This window comes from Actinoplanes nipponensis (genome assembly GCF_016862275.1).
Classification (GTDB): domain Bacteria; phylum Actinomycetota; class Actinomycetes; order Mycobacteriales; family Micromonosporaceae; genus Actinoplanes; species Actinoplanes nipponensis.
This window is the reverse complement of record NZ_BOMQ01000063.1, coordinates 166,137-182,499: the sequence shown is the minus strand read 5'-3', so window position 1 is coordinate 182,499 and position 16,363 is coordinate 166,137. Positions and strand designations below refer to the sequence as shown.

The window sequence follows — 16,363 nt, the reverse complement described above, 5'->3', positions numbered from 1 at the left end:
CCCTTTCCCGCCGTCGCCTCACGCCGCCGCGACAGTGCGGTCCGCGTGGCGCCGCAGCATCCGGCCGCCGATGACCATCGCCGCCGCCGCCCACAGCATCGCGATCGCCGCCACCGTCCACATCGTCGGGTAGCCGGCCGCCGCGGCGATCGTGCCCAGGCTCAGCGGCCCGAGGCAGCCGCCCGCGTACACCCCGGTCTGGGTGATCGACGTCGCCGCGGCCGGCGCCTGCGGGTGCAGCCGGACCACGGCGAAGTTCATCAGGCCGGGCCAGGCCCAGCCCAGGCCGAAGCCCAGCACGACGCCCGCGATCAGCGTGGCCGGGTTCAGCACCGACAGCACTCCCAGGCCGGCCGCCCCGACGGCCAGCATGCCGGCGATCACGCTGATCTGCCGGTCCGGCATCCGGTCGGCCAGCCAGCCGTCGACGATGCGGGCCGCGACGCCGACCGCGCTGCCCAGGGTCAGGGCCAGCCCGGCGGCCGCGGGCGCGACGCCGTCCGCCACCGCCGAGTCGACCAGGAAGGTGCCCAGCGCGTTGGCCGAGCCCGCGGCCAGGGTCGCGCCGACGCCGATCACCACCAGCGCCGCCGTGGCCCGCTCGCCGCCGCCGCCGCGCGCCGACCGGCGGTCGGCCCGCTCGACCGGCACCAGCCACAGCGCGGCCGTTGCTCCGGCCGCCGCGAGCACGAACGCCCACCGCCAGCCCACGGTCAGCGCCACAGCCGGTACGGCCGCACCCGCGAGCAGCGTGCTGACCGGGATCGCCGCCTGCTTCACCCCGAACGACAGGCCCTGCCGCCGTACCGGCACGTGCCGGGAGAGGCTGGTGTTGCTGGCCAGCTGGCCCATCGCGTTGGCCGCCGCGCCCAGCGCCAGGATCGCGATGAGGCTCCACAGTGAGCGGGCGGCGACCGCGATCGTCAGCAGGCACGCCGCCGCCAGGCCGATGCCGGCGCGGGCGATGGCGGTCGAGCCGTACCGCTCCACCAGCGCGCCGGCGGGCACCGAGGCGAGCGCGCTGGCCCCGAAGTACGCCGAGACCGCCAGGCCGAGACCGGCCGGGCTGAAACCGAGCTCGTGCCCGATCTGCACCGCGAGACCGCCGACCAGAAAGACGGGAACCGAACAGGCGATGGTGGTGGTGAGGGCACTGGAGACCGCGCGCCGCGGGCTCACCGCGTTCGCGCTGGTCGCGGCGGTCTCGGCGGGGTCGGTCAGCGGTTCGGCCATCAGACGCAGAGTATGCCGGGCCCCGGTCACCTCGGGACGGTGAGTGTCAATGACCACACGAGGCGTAGATATCAGTCATGGTCGACACGCTCCAGGCATTCCGTCCGGGGAAGATTATTCATATGGTGTAAGTCCCCGGCGTCGGAGGTGGCTGTGCGCGACCCCCTGGCGGAGCCGTCAGATCTCATCCGGAGCGTGTCACGCGCCTTGCGTGTACTCGAATCGGTGGGACGGGCCCCGCGCGGACTCACCGTGAAACAGATCGCTCGGCGATGTGAGCTGACCGTTGCGACGACGTATCACCTTGTCCGTACCTTGGCGTACGAAGGCTATGTGATCCGGCGGGAAGACGGCACCTACATCGTCGGTCTGGAGATCGCGGATCGCTACCGCGAGCTGGTCTCCGCCTTCCGCGGGCCGCCGTCGGTCGGCGAGGCGTTGCGCCGGGCCGCGGTCGAGACCGGCTACAGCCACTATCTGGGCCGCTTCGTCGGCGGCCGGATAGCCGTGACCGCGTCCGCCGAGGGCGCCCGGTCGCCGTTCATGGACGACATGGTGCCCGGCTTCGACGAGGGCGGGCACGCCACCGCCCTCGGCAAGGCCCTGCTGGCCACGCTGACGGCCGACCAGCGCGCTCGGTACCTGCGCGACTGGGGCATGCGGGCGTTCACCCCGGCCACGCTGACCTCACCCGAGGCGCTCGAGGCCGACCTGGCCGCCGGGGAACGGCGGGGCATGCAGCTCGAGATGGGCCAGTTCCGTCAGGGCCTGGCCTGCGCGGCGGTCAACGTCGTCACCGACCGGGACATGGAACGCCGGCTGGTGTTGGCCTGCGCCCTGCCGGCCGCCGAGATGCTGACCTCGGCCCGGGTGGTACGCGCCAAGCTGACCGCGGCCGCCCGCAGCGTCGCCGAGGCCCTCTCGGCGGGGGACGCCGCCACCGCCTGACCTGGTGAAGTACCGGCCCGACCGCCGTTGAACCACCCGCGCTCCGAGCACGTAGTACGGGTGGGAGCGCGCGGAGGAGGTCGGCAGGCTTGGATCAGGATGCTGAGCTGTTGCGCGCGCTGCAGGAGGAGCACGGGGAAGCCCTGTTCGCGCACGCCGTCCGCCTCTCCGGGGGCGACCGGCAGCGGGCCGAGGACCTGGTGCAGGAAACGCTGCTGCGGGCCTGGCGCTACCCGGAGGCGCTCGACCCGGAACGCGGCGCGGTGCGGTCCTGGTTGTTCACCACCGCGCGCAACCTGGCGATCGACGCCTGGCGACGCCGGTCCGTCCGGGTGGGTGAGGTGGTCACCGACATGATTCCCGAGCCGCCGCCCAGCGCGGACGAGGCGGACCGGGCCGTGGAGGCCTGGACCGTCGCGGAAGCCCTGGGACGGCTGTCCCCGAGTCACCGCGACGTGCTGGTGGAGTGCTTCTACCAGGGCCGGTCGGTGGCGGAGGCGGCCGCCCGGCTGGGCGTGCCGCCCGGCACGGTCAAATCGCGCACGCACTACGCCCTGCGGTCGCTGCGCCTGGTACTGGACGAGATGGGGGTGACGGGATGATGAGATGCGACCACGAGCACGACGACGGCGCGTACGTCCTCGGCGCCCTGTCGCCCGCCGAGCGCGCCGCCTACGAACGGCACCTGGCCACCTGCTCGTTCTGCCGCGAGGCCGTCGCCGACATCGCCGTGCTGCCCGGCCTGCTGGGGCGGCTCGACCCGGCCGACTTCGAGAAGCTGCTCGCCCCCGACCTGCCGCCGCCGCGCACCCGGCGCAACAGCATGCCGGATCTGGTCACCGCCGCGCAGTCGACCCGGCGCGCGGAACGCCGGCGGGTCCGCTGGCGGGTGCTGGGCTCGGCGCTGGCGGCGGCCTGCCTGGCGCTGGTCGTCGGCATCGGCGCGGTGTTCTGGATGGGCCGCGGCGGCGCCCCGGACCCCTCGGTGCCCGGCCCGACCATCGCGATGACCCCGGCGAATGACCGGGTGCAGGTGAACGCCCGGCTCAACCTGGCCTCGGCCGGCGGCGGCACCCGGATCAACCTGGTCTGCTTCTACAACGGCGACGCCCAGTCCGAGCCGTACACCATCCGGCTGATGGCGTACGGGCCGGACGACGAGAGCGAGCAGCTCGGCTCGTGGACGGCGGCGCCCGGCAAAGAGGTCAAGATGTCCGGACTGACGCACTTCACCGCCGGCACGCTCTCCCGGCTGGCGCTGGTGCGCACGGACGACCGGACTCTGCTCTCCTACGACGTCCCCTGACGGGCCCGCCTCGTCAGCGCGGCGGAAGGGCGGCGGCTGGTACGGCGGTGGCGGCCGCTGCGCCGGCCGCCGCCCTCCCTTTAGCGGCGTTCCGGGCGCCGCGCAGGCCGTCCACGGTGAAGATGACCAGGGCGGTCCAGACCAGCGCGAAACCGGCCAGCCGGGCCGGCGGCATCGGCTCGTGGAACAGCAGCACCCCGCAGGCCAGCTGCAGGATGGGCGCGACGTACTGCAGGATGCCGATGCCGACCAGCGGGACCCGGTTGGCCGCCCCGGCGAAGAGCAGCAACGGTACGGCGGTGAACACGCCGGCCAGCAGCATCAACACCGTGTGCGCGGCCGACACGTGCCCGAACTGCGCCCCGCCGGTCGCGTTCAGCCAGGTCAGATAGCCCAGCGCGGGCACCGCCAGCACGGCCGACTCGAAGAACAGGCCCTCGGCCGGCGGCAGCCCGAGCCGCTTCTTGATCAAGCTGTACGACCCGAAGCTGGCCGCCAGCACCAGGGCGATGTACGGCAGGTGCCCGTAGTCGACGGTCAGCACCGCGACGGCGAGCGCGCCCGTACCGACGGCGACCCACTGCCACACCCGCAGCCGCTCCCGCTGCACGGTCACGCCGAGCAGCACGACGAACAGGGGCGTGATGAAGTAGCCCAGCGCGGTCTCCACCACCCGGGCGGAGTTGACGCCGTAGATGTACGTCGCCCAGTTGACGCCGATCAGCACCGCGGCGAGCGTGATGCCGCCCAGCAGCCGGCGGTCGCGCAGGATGCGGCCGAGGAAGCGCCGGTTGCGCATGGCCAGCAGCACCACGCTGATGAACACGACGGACCAGATCACCCGGTGCGCGAGGATCTCCAGCGGCGGGGACGGCGCCAGCAACTTGAAGTAGATCGGGAAGAAGCCCCACAGCGCGTACGCCGTGAGGCCGTACAGATACCCTCGCCGTTCCTCGCCCATGACCTCACCGTAAGGTCCCCGCCGAGGTCCGGTCCTTGCCTATGTCGTAGCTCACCAGGCCAATCGCGGTCCGGCGGCTCGACGGGCGGGGCCGGTCAGTCGTCGCCGCCGTCGGGCACGAGCATGTTGAGGACCCAGCTCACCACGCCGACCAGCAGGGCGCCCAGGATCGCGCTGGGCCAGAAGTCGTCGACGTGGAACGGCAGGTCGAACTGGCCGGCGATCCAGCTGACCAGCAGGAACAGCAGGCCGTTGACGACCAGCGAGATCAGCCCGAGGGTGAGCACGTAGAGCCCGCAGCCGACGGTCTTGATGATCGGCCGCAGCACCGCGTTCACGATGCCGAAGATCGCCGCGACGGCGAGGAGGGTGCCGACCTTGCCCCCGGGGGAGTCGGTGGTCAGGCGGATGCCGTCGACCAGCACCGTCGCGATCCACAGCGAGACGGCGGTGATGACCAGCCGGATGAGGATGCCCATGGCAACGGATGGTGCCACGCCGGGGCCACTCGGTGGGGCGACACTCCACGATCTTGTCGAGGTCGTTGTCTTTGATCCACGGTTGTCGCTCGCGCGCCCGGCCCCCGCGCGCCGGGCCGGGGGTCAGCCGCGGACCGGCGGCCCGATCAGCTGGGCCTCGATCGGGGTCTGGGAGAGCGCCGCCCAGCGGACCGCGCGCCGGTTGATCACGCCCACCATGTCCGCGCGGATCTGGGTCAGCCACTTCGCCGCCTCGCCGAGCCCGAGGGCGGCGCCGACCAGGCCCGCCTCCTCCGGGCGCAGCGGCTGCACGAGCAGCAGGTCGGCCCGGGAGGCCGCGTCGGCGTCGGCCGGGCTGAAGTCGTCCCGCACCACCAGCGTGGCCTGCCAGCCGGCGCCCGGGCGGTTGTCGGCGCCCACCGGGCCGATGTCGACCACCACGAGCAACGGGTGCAGCGCCGAGCCCGGCGGGATCTCCACCGCCCGGCCCGGCGGGATGACCGCGATCGCCTCGCCGGGCACCGCCGCGCCCCGGACGAACGGCTCCCAGGCCTGTGGCCGGGCGGTCTGCACGACCACCCGGGCGCCCAGGGCCATCGCCCGCAGGGCCACCAGCTGCGCGCAGCGCACGCCGCCGACCAGCAGCGCCCGGGTCTGCTCCGGGCGGAACAGCCGGACGATCACCGGCTCGCCCTTGCGGTTGCTGCCGATCATGAGGCCGGCGTGGCCCACCGGCAGCTGCAGGTCGTCCAGCAGGTCGGCCCGGGCCTCGTCGGGGCTGGGCCGGCCGGGCACGCGCGGCGTCGCCGGGATGCCGAGCGGCAGGGTGGCGGTGAGCCCGTCGAGGTGCTCGCCGTCCAGCCGCCGGGCCGCGGCGCGCTCGCCGGCCAGCAGCTTGCGCAGCGCCTGGGTGGCCACGGACAGCGCGGCCGAGTCGGGCGCGGCCAGCCGGATGGTCAGGTCGGTCGCGGTGTCCGCGCCGGTGGCCGAGCGCGGGCCCACGCCCAGGGCGACGGTCGTGGCGGCGGCGGGCAGGGTCAGCAACCGCGCCACCAGCCGGCGCGACGTCTCGATGCGCAGGTCCGGCCAGCGGTGCAGCCGGAACGTGGCCTGGGTCAGGCTGCCCACCCGCAGGCCGGGCCAGGTCTCCTGGGCCGCGTCGATGCCGTCGTCGTGGGCCAGCTCGGCGACCACCCGCCGGGCGGCGGCCTCGCCGAGCGGCCGGGCCGGGGCCGGTCCGAGCCGGCGCAGCAGCTTGCGCACCAGGCCGGACAGGGCCCGCCGCAGGTCGTCCTCGGACCAGCCCTCGGCGCGCAGCACCCGTACGGCCAGCAGCGCCCGGCTGTGGCCGAGCAGGCGGCCGTCGGTGAGCTGGCGGTACGAGTTGGCCGGGGTGCCGCCGCCGGCCCGCAGAGTCGGTGCCGGCGCGCCGACGAGGAGCAGCTGGAGGCGGCACGGCGGGTGCTCGGTGCCCGCGGGCGGCAGCAGGCCGGCCGGGGACGGCAGGATCACCGTCTCCTCGGCCAGCAGGCCGCCCGGGTCGCCCAGCTCCAGCACCGCGGTCAGGCCCGATCCGTCGACGATCACGGCGGCCGGGTCGCCGGCGAGCTCGGTCTGCTCGATCCGGGCGCCGGGCGCGACGAACTCCAGCAGCGCGGTCGATGCCTCGCTCCGGGGTGCGGTGTGCCGGCGGCTCGCGAAGCGCAGCCCGGTGCCGAGCCACTCGAACGCCCACCGGCCGCGCAACCGCAGCCACGTGACGGCCAGCAGGACGATCGCCAGGAAAGCCGCGGCGGCAAGGGTGAGGGGGCCGTTGACGGCGCCGATGAGTAAGGCGACGACCGCCACCTGGGTGCTGACCCATTGCCCGGTGCGAATACCGAACAATCGTCCATGTCGGACGGGCCCGGAGCGGACCCTCGGCAGCCGCCCGCCCGCCCCGCCCAGCTCCGGGAAGTCGCGGCCGCCCGCCAGGTCTGCCGTCACCGTCGCGCCCGCCTTTCCTGGATCGCTGCCTGCGCGGCCTCATCGTAGGGCGCGGGCCGCGTACGCAGGGGGCGGCGTCGATATCCACAGGTTGTCCACCGGGGCTACCGCGACTGCGCGCGGCCCGTTACCGTCAGCGACGACAACGGACAACGAGCAGCTCAGGGGTGCCCCCCACCGCAAAGCGGAAGAGGCTAACCTGAATGCCACGTCAGATGCGCCGGGTCGAGTGAGTTGTCCTGATCGGACCGGGCGCGCGACAGACGATTGTGAAGAGAGCGGGGTGACGTCCGGGGTGTCCGAGACGACGCAGGCAAGTTCCGCGGATATGGCAAGGGTCTCCGCGGAGTTCGAACAGGTCAACGCCGATTTGACCGCGATGCTCAACAAGCTCATTGATCGGCTCTCCGGGTTGCAGACCGCCTGGGTCGGCAGCGGCGGCCGCGCGTTCGAGACCGTGAAGAACCAGTACCAGCAGGATCTTGCGCAGCTCAACAAGGCGCTCGCGGACACCGCGGAGGCGATCAAGACCTCCGGCGTCAGCTACGACAGCACCGACTCCTCGGCCGCCAGCATGGTGACCAAGTCCGGTGGCGGCGGCGTCAGCCTGCCGCTCTAACTCCGACCTGGAAGGGAGCACGACATGAACGACGGTTTGCTTCGCGTCAACTTCGCTGCCCTGGCTGAGGCCGGCGTCGACATCCAGAGCGCTGTCAACGAGCTCGACACCAAGCTCGCCCACCTCGTGGCGGTGGCCAAGCCGCTGGTCGACACCTGGGAGGGCAAGGCTCAGGCGGCGTACCACCAGCGTCAGCAGAAGTGGGACACGGCCGCCACCGACCTCAAGAACATCCTCCGCGACATCCAGGGGGCGGTGGACCGGTCGGCGCAGGACTACGCGACGACCGAGGGCAACGCGGCCAAGCGCTTCTCCTGAGTTCTGAGGAACCCATCTTCGCGGCACGGCCGGAGCGGTCCGCTCCGGCCGTTTCCGTCCCCCGGGGTGAATTGGCTACCCCGGGTCATCGGGCGGTGTCGCTGGGCGACACAATCATCTCCTGACGGACGCCGATCACGCCGCCGGAGCCTCTGGAAGGTTGTATGCATCCAGCCGCCCATTGTGATCGGGGCCTGACCTTGTAGGTTGTACGCGTTGAGATGGCCCGTTCGCCGCGAAGGGAGAGGTGGACGTGACCGAGTGGGAACCGGCTACGGACGCCGAGATCGCGATGCGCAACGCCCTGCGCACCGACGACCAGGAGTCCTACTTCCGCATTCTCGCCGGTGTCGACCTGCTCCTTCCGGTCTCGGCGGACGCCCTCGCCGGCCTCGCCCCGCTCGGCTGGGGCACGTGGAGCACCGGCGGCCGTACGCACGTCCTCGCCTTCACCTCGCCGGCGGCGCTGCAGGCCTGCCTGGCCGACTACACCGGCTCGGCCCGCCGCGTGGCCTACGCGGAGCTGGCGGACACCTGGCCCAACCTCGAATGGTGGCTGGCGGTCAACCCCGGCCTGCCGATCGAGGGCTACCTGCCGGCCTGGTTCGTGGCCCAGCTCTCCCGCGGTGACCTGCGCCTGCCGACCCGCGGCCCGGGCCGCGAGGGCAGCAACGCCCCGAACCGCATCCAGGACCTGCACGCGGCCGCGACCCTGGCGGCGACGGCGGCGGCCCAGGGCTACAACGCCGCGGACCAGAGCTACGCAGCCGCGGCCGCGGGCGGGCCCATCCAGGCCGGTCCGGCCTCCAGTGGTCCCGGTCACGGTGGTTCTCCCCACGAGGGCGCCGCGGCGTCTGCCGGGGCTGTTTCAGCTGCTCAGGCGTCTTCCGGGGCACCTGCGGGCGCGGCTTATGCGGCCGGCCAGGCTCCCTCCGCGCCGGAGGCCGGCCCGGGTGGGCAGGTCGGACCGGGCGGACTGCCGCTGCGCACGCCCGGCGCGGTCATGCCGAGCGGACTTCCCTCGCGCGTGCCCGGCGCCCCCGCCGATCCCGGTGGCGGCATCCCGGGCGGCCAGTTCAACGGCTTCGGCACGCAGCCCGGCGACCGTCAGGCTCCGGGCGGCGACCGTCAGGCTTCGGGCGGCGACCGTCAGGCTTCGGGCGGCGACCGTCAGGCTTCGGGCGGCGACCGTCAGGCTCCGGGCGGCGACCGTCCGGGCCAGCCCGGCGCTGGTAGTGGCAGTGCCGGACAGGAGCCGCGCGGCTTCGCCGGGCAACCGGGCGAGCCGTCGGCGCGCCCGGGCGGGGCATGGCCTGGCGGGGTGCAGCAGCCTGGAGGAGCGCAGCCCGGAGGTATGCAGGCCGGAGGTATGCAGCCTGGCGGTGCGCAGCCTGGCGGGGCGCAGCCCGGCGGGATGCCCGGTGCCGGGCGGCCCGGCGACATGCAGCGGGGCGGGGTGCAGCCCCTTTCCGGAGCGCCGGCTCGGCCCGGTGACGTGCCCGCGGCCTACCGCCCACCGAGCGTTCCGACCGGTGGTTTCGCTGGTCAGGGCGGTGCCGGCGCGCCCACGCGGCCCGCTTCCGGCGCCAGCGCCCTGGACGCGCTGGGCAGCCGTTCCGGGCCAGGCGCCCCCGCCGACCGGAGCGCTGCTCCGAGCCCCGCCGGTGGCCCGCCCGCGTCCAGTTCATCCGGATTGTCGCAACAGCGTCCCGATTCTCCGCTTCCCACGCGCACGCCGATGGCGCAGACACCGCCGCTTCCGGCCCACATCCCACCCCCGCCGGACACCGACGACGCCTCGGCCGGCTCCGGCCGCCCGGCCTCGGGCCCGGCCGGGGACACCACCCCGGGCCAGACGGGCGCCGGCGCCATCTCCGCCGGTCCGCGCGATACGGTTCCCGCCGGTCCGCGCGATGCGGTCTCTGCCGGTCCGCGCGATGCGGTCTCCGCCGGTCCGCGCGATGCGGTCTCCGCCGGTCCCCACGATGCGATTTCCGCCGGGTCGGCCGGTGCGATCTCGGCCAAGCTGGCCGGGCCGGGCGGCGCGATCTCCGCCAAGCTCGCCGGGCCGAGCGCCTCGGAGCACTCCGGTTCCGCACCGTCCAGTGCTGAGCGCTCCGGTTCGCCGGCCCGACCGGGCGCGGACCGCCCAGGTTCGGAGCAGGGCGCGGATGGCCGGGGCACGGGCCCCGGCGGGCTGCCGCGTCGCCAGGTCACCCCGCCGGAGGAGCGGCCCGCCTCCATGGCCGCCGCCGCTCAGGCGCTCGCGGCCAAGGGCAGCGCCGGCTCCAGCCCGGCCCCGACGACCCAGTCCCCGTCGGCCCAGCCCTCCTCGCCGCAGCCGTCGTCGGCCGGCCAGCACCCCCCGGCATCGCAGCTGCGCACGGATCAGGCGACAGCGAACCAGCCGGGCGCCGCGCAGCAGCCGCGACCCGGCCTCGCTCCGCCGGTTATCCCCGGCGCGGGCGGCGCCGCCCGGTCGACAACCGCCCCCGTGGTCCCGGCCCCGGCGGCCCGCCCCACCGTCCCGCCGTCGACCGCTTCGACCCCGGCGCCCCCGGGTCAGGCACCGGCCCTCCCGCCGGACAGCCAGGCCGCATCGCCGACCGGGTCCCGGCCCGAGACCCAGCCGGCCGGCCCGCACCCGACAGGCTCGCGAACCGCCGCCCCCGCGAGCGCGGGGAGCCACGCCCCGGGCGCCGGACCGGACCCCGCGATCCCGGGCGGTGCCCCGGCCACCATCGACTACGACGACGACTTCGTCCCGGCCAACGAGGTGGAGCGCGACCTCTACCGGGCCGTCGACGAGGCCAGCACCGATTCCTTCCTCTCCACCCTGCTGCTGGCCACGGTCCTGGTGCCCGTCGCGAACAACTCGCGCCCCGGCAGCGCCCCGGGCGAGTCCGGCTTCGCGTTCCGGACCGAGGAGATCGACGGCGACGTGTTCCTCGTCGTCTTCACCAGCCGGGACCGGCTCGCCGAGCATTTCGCCGAGCCGACCCGGACCGTCGGGGTCCGGTTCGTCGATCTGATCCGCAACTGGCCGGATCCGGCCTGGTCCTTCGCGGTCAACCCGACCTCGCCGATCGGCGCCCGCTACCCCGGCCCGCAGGTCATCGCGCTGGCCAGCTGGGCGGTCGAGGCCGGCCTGGGCGGCGACCCGGTGGACGCGCCCGCCGCGCAGCCGCAGCGGCCCGCCGAGCCGTCCGCGCAGCTCACCGTCATGCAGAAGGCCGTGCCGGCCGAGCAGATCGACTACTACCTGGAGCGAGGCTACGACCGGGTCGCCGGGTTCGTGCACCGCGCCGGCGAGGTCGAGCACCTGCGGGAGCCGGGCGAGCTCTTCGCGGCCCTCGGCCTGCTCTACGACGGCTCGCCCTACCGGGCGGACGCCAAGGAGGCCTTCGTGCTCCGCTGGCCGGCTCACCGGCCCAGCCTCTATCGCATCCCGTACGGCGGGCAGAGCGAGCAGGCGCTGCGGGCCATGGACGGCTGGGTCATCGAGCGGCCGCCCTTCCGGGGCAACGGGTTCGCGCCCGGCGAGGGCAAGGACGTCATCGCGGAGTTCAAGGTGGACAGTGTGCGGCTGCCGCACGGCGCGGAGTTGTGGCGGATCGTCGACGGCGCCGAACAGCTCATCGCGGTCTTCGACTGTGACGCGCCCATGTGGCGCCGGGTCGGTGAGCAGTGATGCGGGACGGCTACGTGGTGAACTGGCGCGGCCGCGAGTACGACGCCGCGCCGGACGGTGAGAACGTACGGGTCTACGCGCCTGAGCCGGCCGAGGGTTTCACCGAGGTCCGGCCCGGCCGGTACGTCCGCGTGCTCCAGCCCGGCGAGTTCGGTGAGTTGGTCTACGTCCGGACGACCTGCTCGTGGCGGGATGAGCCGTTCATCGTGCTGGCCGAGGCGGACAACTGGCTGCGGCTGGAGTACACGGGTGGCCGCGCGCCGGTCGCCCGGGAGCTGGGCCTGGAGGAGTTCGACTTCGGCGTCTACCAGGGTTGGGCCCCGGCCCACGAGGTCACCGAGCTCTACGAGCACCGGGTCTGACCGGCATCAGGCCTTGAGCCAGCGCAGGATCTCGCCGGTCACCAGGTCGGGCGCCTCCTGGTGCAGGAAGTGGCCCACCTCCGGGATCAGCCGCCACTCGTAGGGTGCGATCACGTAGCGGCCCGAGCCTTGCGCCGTCCGGGGCAGCACCGCCGTGTCCAGCTCGCCGTGCATCTGCAGGGTGGGGGTGACCAGCGGCTTCTGCATCAGCTTGACGAAGCGGTAGCCCTGCAGCCGCAGCGCCGACCGGAACACCCACCGGTACGCCTCCAGCGCGCAGAACGCCGCCTGCGGGATCTGCATGGCTTCCCGGCACCGCGCGACGTATTCCGCGTGTTCGGCGGTCTCCGTCCATCTCGGACTGCTCCACTGCCGGATCAGCTCGCCGATCAGGGCCGCGTCGTCCTTCGTGAGCACGTGCTCGTAGCGCGGCACCTGGAAGCGCAGCATGGACGCGCTCGCCTTGGCCTGGCCGCGCGGGTCGGCGAACAGGGCGGCGCGCAGCCGCAGCGGGTGCGCGGCGCCCAGCACGACCAGCCGGCTGACCATCTTGGGATGGAAGGCCGCCGCCGCCCAGCCGATCATGCCACCGGCGCCCGCGCCGACGATCATCGCGGAGCGTTCGCCGAGGGCCCGGATCAGGCCGGTCACGTCGGCGGCCATCGTGTAGCCGTCGTAGCCGCGCGGGGGCTTGTCGCTGGCGCCGTAGCCGCGCAGGTCGACCGCGACCGCCCGGAAGCCGGCGTCGGCCAGGCGGGTCAGCACGTCGTGCCAGGCCCACCAGAACTCGGGGAAGCCGTGCAGCAGCAGGACGAGCGGCCCGGCGCCCGCCTCGACGACGTGGAAGCGGCTGCCGTTGGCGCCGACGAAACGGTGGGTCCAGGGGCCCTCCGTCAGTACGCACGCCTCGTCCACCTGGGCACTCATGCCGACCAGCGTACGGGCCTAGGGAAAGCGCTGGAGGCCGCCCATGCTCACCGGGATGCCCTCGCCGCAGGCGATGCGTGCTTTGGCGGGGGTCAGCTCGGCCCGGATGTGCTCGCCCTGGGCCAGCTTGACGCCCTGGGTGGAGTGCATCGCGTAGGCGACGCCGTCGAACGTGACCAGGCCGTAGCAGGGGCCGGTGCCGCCGCGGGTGACCGTGCCCTCGACCCAGCCCGGCGAGGGGATGGTGTCGGTGGGCGTCTTGGGGATGCCGGCGGGCCGGGACGGTGGGGGACCGGCCGGCACCGAGTTGTACGGGCCGCTGGGTGAGGGGGCGGGGGGTTCCGACGTGGCGGTGGAGACCGAGCCGCTGGGCGTGACCGGCGCGGAGGCTCCCGGCGCCACGGCCGGTTCGGCCGAACACGCCGTGAGACCTCCGAGGAGCAGGACCGTTGCTGCGGCCGTACGGGAAAACGAGATCATGGCCCACCTCCGTGCGAAAGGGGCGACGCCCGGGGCCGAGGCCCCGGGCGTCGCGGTGGTGCGGTCGATCAGGAGAACTTGACCTTCAGGGTGGTGCCGGTCTGCTTCACGATCTTGATCTTGACGCCGACGGCCGGGAGCTTGACGCCCGCCCACGGGATCTCGTCGTAGAAGTACTTCTTGGTGTCGTCGAACGTGGGCTGCCCGGCCTGGCCGCGGATGTAGCTGGCCTTGCCGTTGATGTGCAGCGTGAACGAGTCCGCCTTCTTGGTGCTGAACGGCGCGTCGTACAGCTGGATCCGCGAGCGCCACGGGGTGCCGTCGAGGTTGTAGGACGGCGCCGGGTGGCTGTCGATGATCAGGTTACGACCCTGGCCGGGGTGCACGTTGACGTTGTTGTCAGCGACCGACGTGTCGTTGTACGAGATCAGCAGACCCTGCTGGTACGAGAAGTGCTCCACCCAGTCCGGCTTGGTGCTGGCCCAGCCGAAGTTGTACGGGCCGGTCTTGAGGTACCGGTCGTACGAGGTGTAGGTGCGGTTGCCCGCGATGTAGAAGTTGTCGTACTCGGCGGTGATCGAGGAGCCCTCGACGCTGAAGCCGGCAGCGGTCCAGGTCGGGGTGCCCTCGGCGCCGTCGACGTCGGTGGCCGCACCGTTCACCGTGAAGGTGAGGTCGTCGCCGAAGAAGCCGCCCGCGGAGAAGCCACCGTCGGTGATGTAGTGCAGGCGGACCTGCACCTTCTTACCGAGGTACGCGGTCAGCGGGATGCTGATGTTCTTCCACGCCGGACCGCCGTCGCCGCTCAGCGCCGGACGCGGGGGAACCGCGCCGTCGACACCCAGCGGGGCGCCGTCGACCGTGCCGTTGAGCGCGGTCCAGGTGGCGCCGTCGGTGGAGGCCTCGAAGTAGAGGTAGTCGTAACCCTCTTCGATGTTGTAGCGGCCCTTGAGGTCGAACGACGCCGCGGTGGCCCCGGTGAGGTCGACCGACTTGGTCAGCGTGGTGTTGAGGTTGTCGTCGTTGCCGGAGAAGTACTGCTTGGTGCCGGCGAACGGCGCGCCGAGGTCGGTGGTGACCTCCTTGTCGGGCAGGACCACGACCGCGGCCTGCGCCTTGTTGGTGTTGTACTCCTGCGGGCCGAGGTTGAGGGTCTTCTTCTGACCCGCGACGACGGTCTCGTAGTCCAGCCAGCCGAGCTGCAGCTTGTTCCAGGCGCCCAGGTCACCGGGGCGCGTGCCGAGGGGCTCGCCCGCGCCGGAGAGACGGCTCTGCGCCATCAGGGTCCAGAACTCGCTGTTGTTGTTCGAGCCACCGGAGGTGTCGTAGTCGTCCGGCAGGCCGAGGTCGTGGCCGTACTCGTGAGCGAAGACGCTCAGGCCGCCGTTCTCGGGCTGAACGGTGTAGTCACCGATCCAGATGCCGGTGTCGCCGATCTGGGTGCCACCCGCCTTGTTGGTGGCGGGGCCGGTGACGCCGGCCGAGGTGTTGTACGCGTACCAGCGGTGCGCCCAGATGGCGTCCTCACCCTGCTGCGGGTCGCCGTCGGACTGGTCGCCGCCGGCGTGGACGATCTGGAAGTGGTCGATGTAGCCGTCCGGCTCGTTGAAGTCGCCGTCGCCGTCGAAGTCGTACCGGTCCCACTGGTCGTAGCTGGCCATGTCGGCCTTGATCTGGGCGTCGGTGCGCCCGGCGGCCTTCTGGTCGGCGACCCACTGGTTGGCGGCGTCGGTGACCAGCGCCCACATGTTCGTGTCGGTGCAGGCGCCGGTGATGTCGCAGTCGCGACCGTAGCGGGCCTCGTTGTACTTGACCTTCACCCAGTCGGAGACCTCGCCGTCGACGCTGTAGCGCCCGGACGACTGGGTCTCGTAGTAGGTCTTGAGCGACTCGACGCCCTTGCCCTTGCCGAAGTACAGCTCCTCGTAGTGGGCCTGGTTGTAGTCAGGCTGCCACACGGTGGTGTTGTCCTTGGTGCGGTCGGGCGCCGGGATCTTGTTGTGCAGCGGGCCCTCGAACGTCGTCGGGCCCGGCGTGGCCGGGTCGCTGTCGACGTCCGGGTAGTTCGGGTGCCGCTCGTTGCCGAACTCCGCCAGGATCACGAAGATCTTGTCGGTGCGCTCGTTGCTGAGCTCGACGTACTGGTCCTGGCCGGCCCGGGCCACCTTGCGGTTGGTCTCGCCGCCGCCACGGGTCTTGCCCAGCTTGGCGACGGTGCTGCCACCGCGCTGCTGCGTCTTGACGGTGCCCTTGAGGATGCCGTTGATGGCCGCCTCACGCAGTTCGCGGCGCTTGTCCTCGAACGGGTTCGGCAGCTCGTCCACCGGGGCCTTCTTGCTGGCCGACTTCGGGGCCGGATCCACCGGAGGGGCCGCCATCGCCGCGGCGGGGAGCGAGATCCCGACGCTGCTGACCATTGCGGCACCGAGTAGTCCCACGACTACTTTGCGCACGTACTACCTCCGTTGACGTGACCGATCGCTGGGTGCAGCGCATCGGCGGTAAACGGCCCCGTGATTCGGGGCTCAGGAGAACGTATGCAAACAGTCAGATGTATGGAAGTGCTGGCCACAAATGAATTGAGATCTTTATGATTCCGCGCTCAGCGCAGCGGGGCCAGGGCCTTGACCTCGACGAGAGTGCCCGTCCCGCAGTCGATCCGCAAGCGGGACGCAACGGCGTCGACGGATATCCGAAGGCCCTTGGTCAATGCCCGGCCCTTGGCTTCATAGAGGGCATATTGGACGCCGTCGTCGGTGACGAGGCCGTAGCAGGGGCCATTCCCGCCGCGGTTCACCGTGCCCACGATGGTCGTGGTGGCCTTGGTGTCGTCGGTCGGCTCGCTCGGGGGTGCGGTGGGCGCCGTCAGCGTCGGCAGGGCCGACGCGGACTCCTCGCCGCGCGGGGGCGCCTGGGCGGGCTCCGGTCCGGCGGCGCCGCAGCCGGACAGGAAGGTCAGAGCGGTGGCCAGCGCCAGGAACCGGGAAATCGTCACGGTGACTGGGACGCGCGCCGGCTGCCGCCGGTTCCCCGGAAACGGGCCGGCGCCCGGG

Annotated in this window: 15 protein-coding genes; 7 read left to right on the top strand and 8 right to left on the bottom strand. The window is 72.9% G+C overall.

The features are described from left to right. Positions 1-18 precede the first annotated feature (18 nt). On the bottom strand, positions 19-1,233 hold the full coding sequence (locus Ani05nite_RS27390; protein ID WP_203772967.1) for an MFS transporter: 1,215 nt from the start codon (positions 1,231-1,233) through the stop codon (positions 19-21). 153 nt (positions 1,234-1,386) lie between these two features. On the opposite strand from Ani05nite_RS27390, the gene Ani05nite_RS27385 reads away from it, so the two are divergent. The 3 genes from Ani05nite_RS27385 to Ani05nite_RS27375 all read left to right on the top strand — a co-directional run bounded on the left by Ani05nite_RS27385 (position 1,387) and on the right by Ani05nite_RS27375 (position 3,487). Next, positions 1,387-2,181: an IclR family transcriptional regulator gene (locus Ani05nite_RS27385; protein WP_203772965.1), complete on the top strand. Its 795-nt coding sequence runs from the start codon at positions 1,387-1,389 to the stop codon at positions 2,179-2,181. A gap of 89 nt (positions 2,182-2,270) precedes the next feature. Further along, positions 2,271-2,783 carry a sigma-70 family RNA polymerase sigma factor gene (locus tag Ani05nite_RS27380; RefSeq protein WP_203772963.1) on the top strand — a complete coding sequence of 171 codons (513 nt, stop codon included), beginning with the start codon at positions 2,271-2,273 and terminating at the stop codon, positions 2,781-2,783. After that, positions 2,780-3,487: an anti-sigma factor family protein gene (locus Ani05nite_RS27375; RefSeq protein WP_203772961.1), complete on the top strand. Its 708-nt coding sequence runs from the start codon at positions 2,780-2,782 to the stop codon at positions 3,485-3,487. The genes Ani05nite_RS27380 and Ani05nite_RS27375 overlap by 4 nt, the downstream gene beginning before the upstream one ends. 13 nt (positions 3,488-3,500) lie before the next feature. Here the strand turns inward: Ani05nite_RS27375 and rarD are convergent, their stop codons facing one another. The 3 genes from rarD to eccE form a co-directional block, all read right to left on the bottom strand. Further along, positions 3,501-4,448, bottom strand: coding sequence for an EamA family transporter RarD (rarD, locus tag Ani05nite_RS27370; RefSeq protein WP_203772959.1), 948 nt, complete (start codon positions 4,446-4,448; stop codon positions 3,501-3,503). A gap of 95 nt (positions 4,449-4,543) precedes the next feature. After that, a complete protein-coding gene (locus Ani05nite_RS27365) occupies positions 4,544-4,927 on the bottom strand; it encodes a phage holin family protein (protein ID WP_203772957.1) in 384 nt (127 codons plus the stop codon). A 123-nt stretch (positions 4,928-5,050) separates the two neighbouring features. After that, positions 5,051-6,913, bottom strand: coding sequence for a type VII secretion protein EccE (eccE, locus tag Ani05nite_RS27360; protein ID WP_239130674.1), 1,863 nt, complete (start codon positions 6,911-6,913; stop codon positions 5,051-5,053). Positions 6,914-7,208: 295 nt separating this feature from the next. On the opposite strand from eccE, the gene Ani05nite_RS27355 reads away from it, so the two are divergent. The 4 genes from Ani05nite_RS27355 to Ani05nite_RS27335 all read left to right on the top strand — a co-directional run bounded on the left by Ani05nite_RS27355 (position 7,209) and on the right by Ani05nite_RS27335 (position 11,903). Further along, on the top strand, positions 7,209-7,532 hold the full coding sequence (locus tag Ani05nite_RS27355) for a WXG100 family type VII secretion target (RefSeq protein WP_239130673.1): 324 nt from the start codon (positions 7,209-7,211) through the stop codon (positions 7,530-7,532). Between the two features lie 24 nt (positions 7,533-7,556). Further along, entirely contained in the window at positions 7,557-7,850 is a 294-nt protein-coding gene (locus Ani05nite_RS27350; RefSeq protein WP_203772953.1) for a WXG100 family type VII secretion target, read from the top strand. 253 nt (positions 7,851-8,103) lie between these two features. Further along, positions 8,104-11,541, top strand: coding sequence for an SseB family protein (locus Ani05nite_RS27340; RefSeq protein WP_239130672.1), 3,438 nt, complete (start codon positions 8,104-8,106; stop codon positions 11,539-11,541). After that, positions 11,538-11,903 carry a UCP033725 family protein gene (locus tag Ani05nite_RS27335; RefSeq protein ID WP_203772949.1) on the top strand — a complete coding sequence of 122 codons (366 nt, stop codon included), beginning with the start codon at positions 11,538-11,540 and terminating at the stop codon, positions 11,901-11,903. The genes Ani05nite_RS27340 and Ani05nite_RS27335 overlap by 4 nt, the downstream gene beginning before the upstream one ends. A 6-nt stretch (positions 11,904-11,909) precedes the next feature. Here Ani05nite_RS27335 and Ani05nite_RS27330 read toward each other — a convergent pair whose 3' ends face one another. The 4 genes from Ani05nite_RS27330 to Ani05nite_RS27315 all read right to left on the bottom strand — a co-directional run bounded on the left by Ani05nite_RS27330 (position 11,910) and on the right by Ani05nite_RS27315 (position 16,305). Next, the gene (locus Ani05nite_RS27330) at positions 11,910-12,830 is read right to left on the bottom strand and encodes an alpha/beta fold hydrolase (protein WP_203772947.1); all 921 of its coding nucleotides are present in this window, start codon (positions 12,828-12,830) and stop codon (positions 11,910-11,912) included. An 18-nt stretch (positions 12,831-12,848) separates the two neighbouring features. Further along, positions 12,849-13,310, bottom strand: a complete 462-nt coding sequence (locus Ani05nite_RS27325; RefSeq protein ID WP_203772945.1) for a superantigen-like protein SSL4 — start codon at positions 13,308-13,310, stop codon at positions 12,849-12,851. A gap of 68 nt (positions 13,311-13,378) precedes the next feature. Continuing rightward, positions 13,379-15,748 (bottom strand): immune inhibitor A domain-containing protein, encoded by a 2,370-nt coding sequence (locus Ani05nite_RS27320; RefSeq protein ID WP_438845630.1) that lies wholly within the window; start codon positions 15,746-15,748, stop codon positions 13,379-13,381. Positions 15,749-15,912: 164 nt separating this feature from the next. Further along, positions 15,913-16,305 carry a hypothetical protein gene (locus Ani05nite_RS27315; protein WP_203772941.1) on the bottom strand — a complete coding sequence of 131 codons (393 nt, stop codon included), beginning with the start codon at positions 16,303-16,305 and terminating at the stop codon, positions 15,913-15,915. Positions 16,306-16,363 lie beyond the last annotated feature (58 nt).

Excerpts from the sequence above, each read along its gene's own strand:
- Ani05nite_RS27390 (WP_203772967.1), bottom strand. The coding sequence starts at position 1,233 with ATGGCCGAACCGCTGACCGACCCCGCCGAGACCGCCGCGACCAGCGCG.
- Ani05nite_RS27375 (WP_203772961.1), top strand. The coding sequence starts at position 2,780 with ATGATGAGATGCGACCACGAGCACGACGACGGCGCGTACGTCCTCGGC.
- rarD (WP_203772959.1), bottom strand. The coding sequence starts at position 4,448 with ATGGGCGAGGAACGGCGAGGGTATCTGTACGGCCTCACGGCGTACGCG.
- Ani05nite_RS27365 (WP_203772957.1), bottom strand. The coding sequence starts at position 4,927 with ATGGGCATCCTCATCCGGCTGGTCATCACCGCCGTCTCGCTGTGGATC.
- Ani05nite_RS27350 (WP_203772953.1), top strand. The coding sequence starts at position 7,557 with ATGAACGACGGTTTGCTTCGCGTCAACTTCGCTGCCCTGGCTGAGGCC.
- Ani05nite_RS27330 (WP_203772947.1), bottom strand. The coding sequence starts at position 12,830 with ATGAGTGCCCAGGTGGACGAGGCGTGCGTACTGACGGAGGGCCCCTGG.
- Ani05nite_RS27325 (WP_203772945.1), bottom strand. The coding sequence starts at position 13,310 with ATGATCTCGTTTTCCCGTACGGCCGCAGCAACGGTCCTGCTCCTCGGA.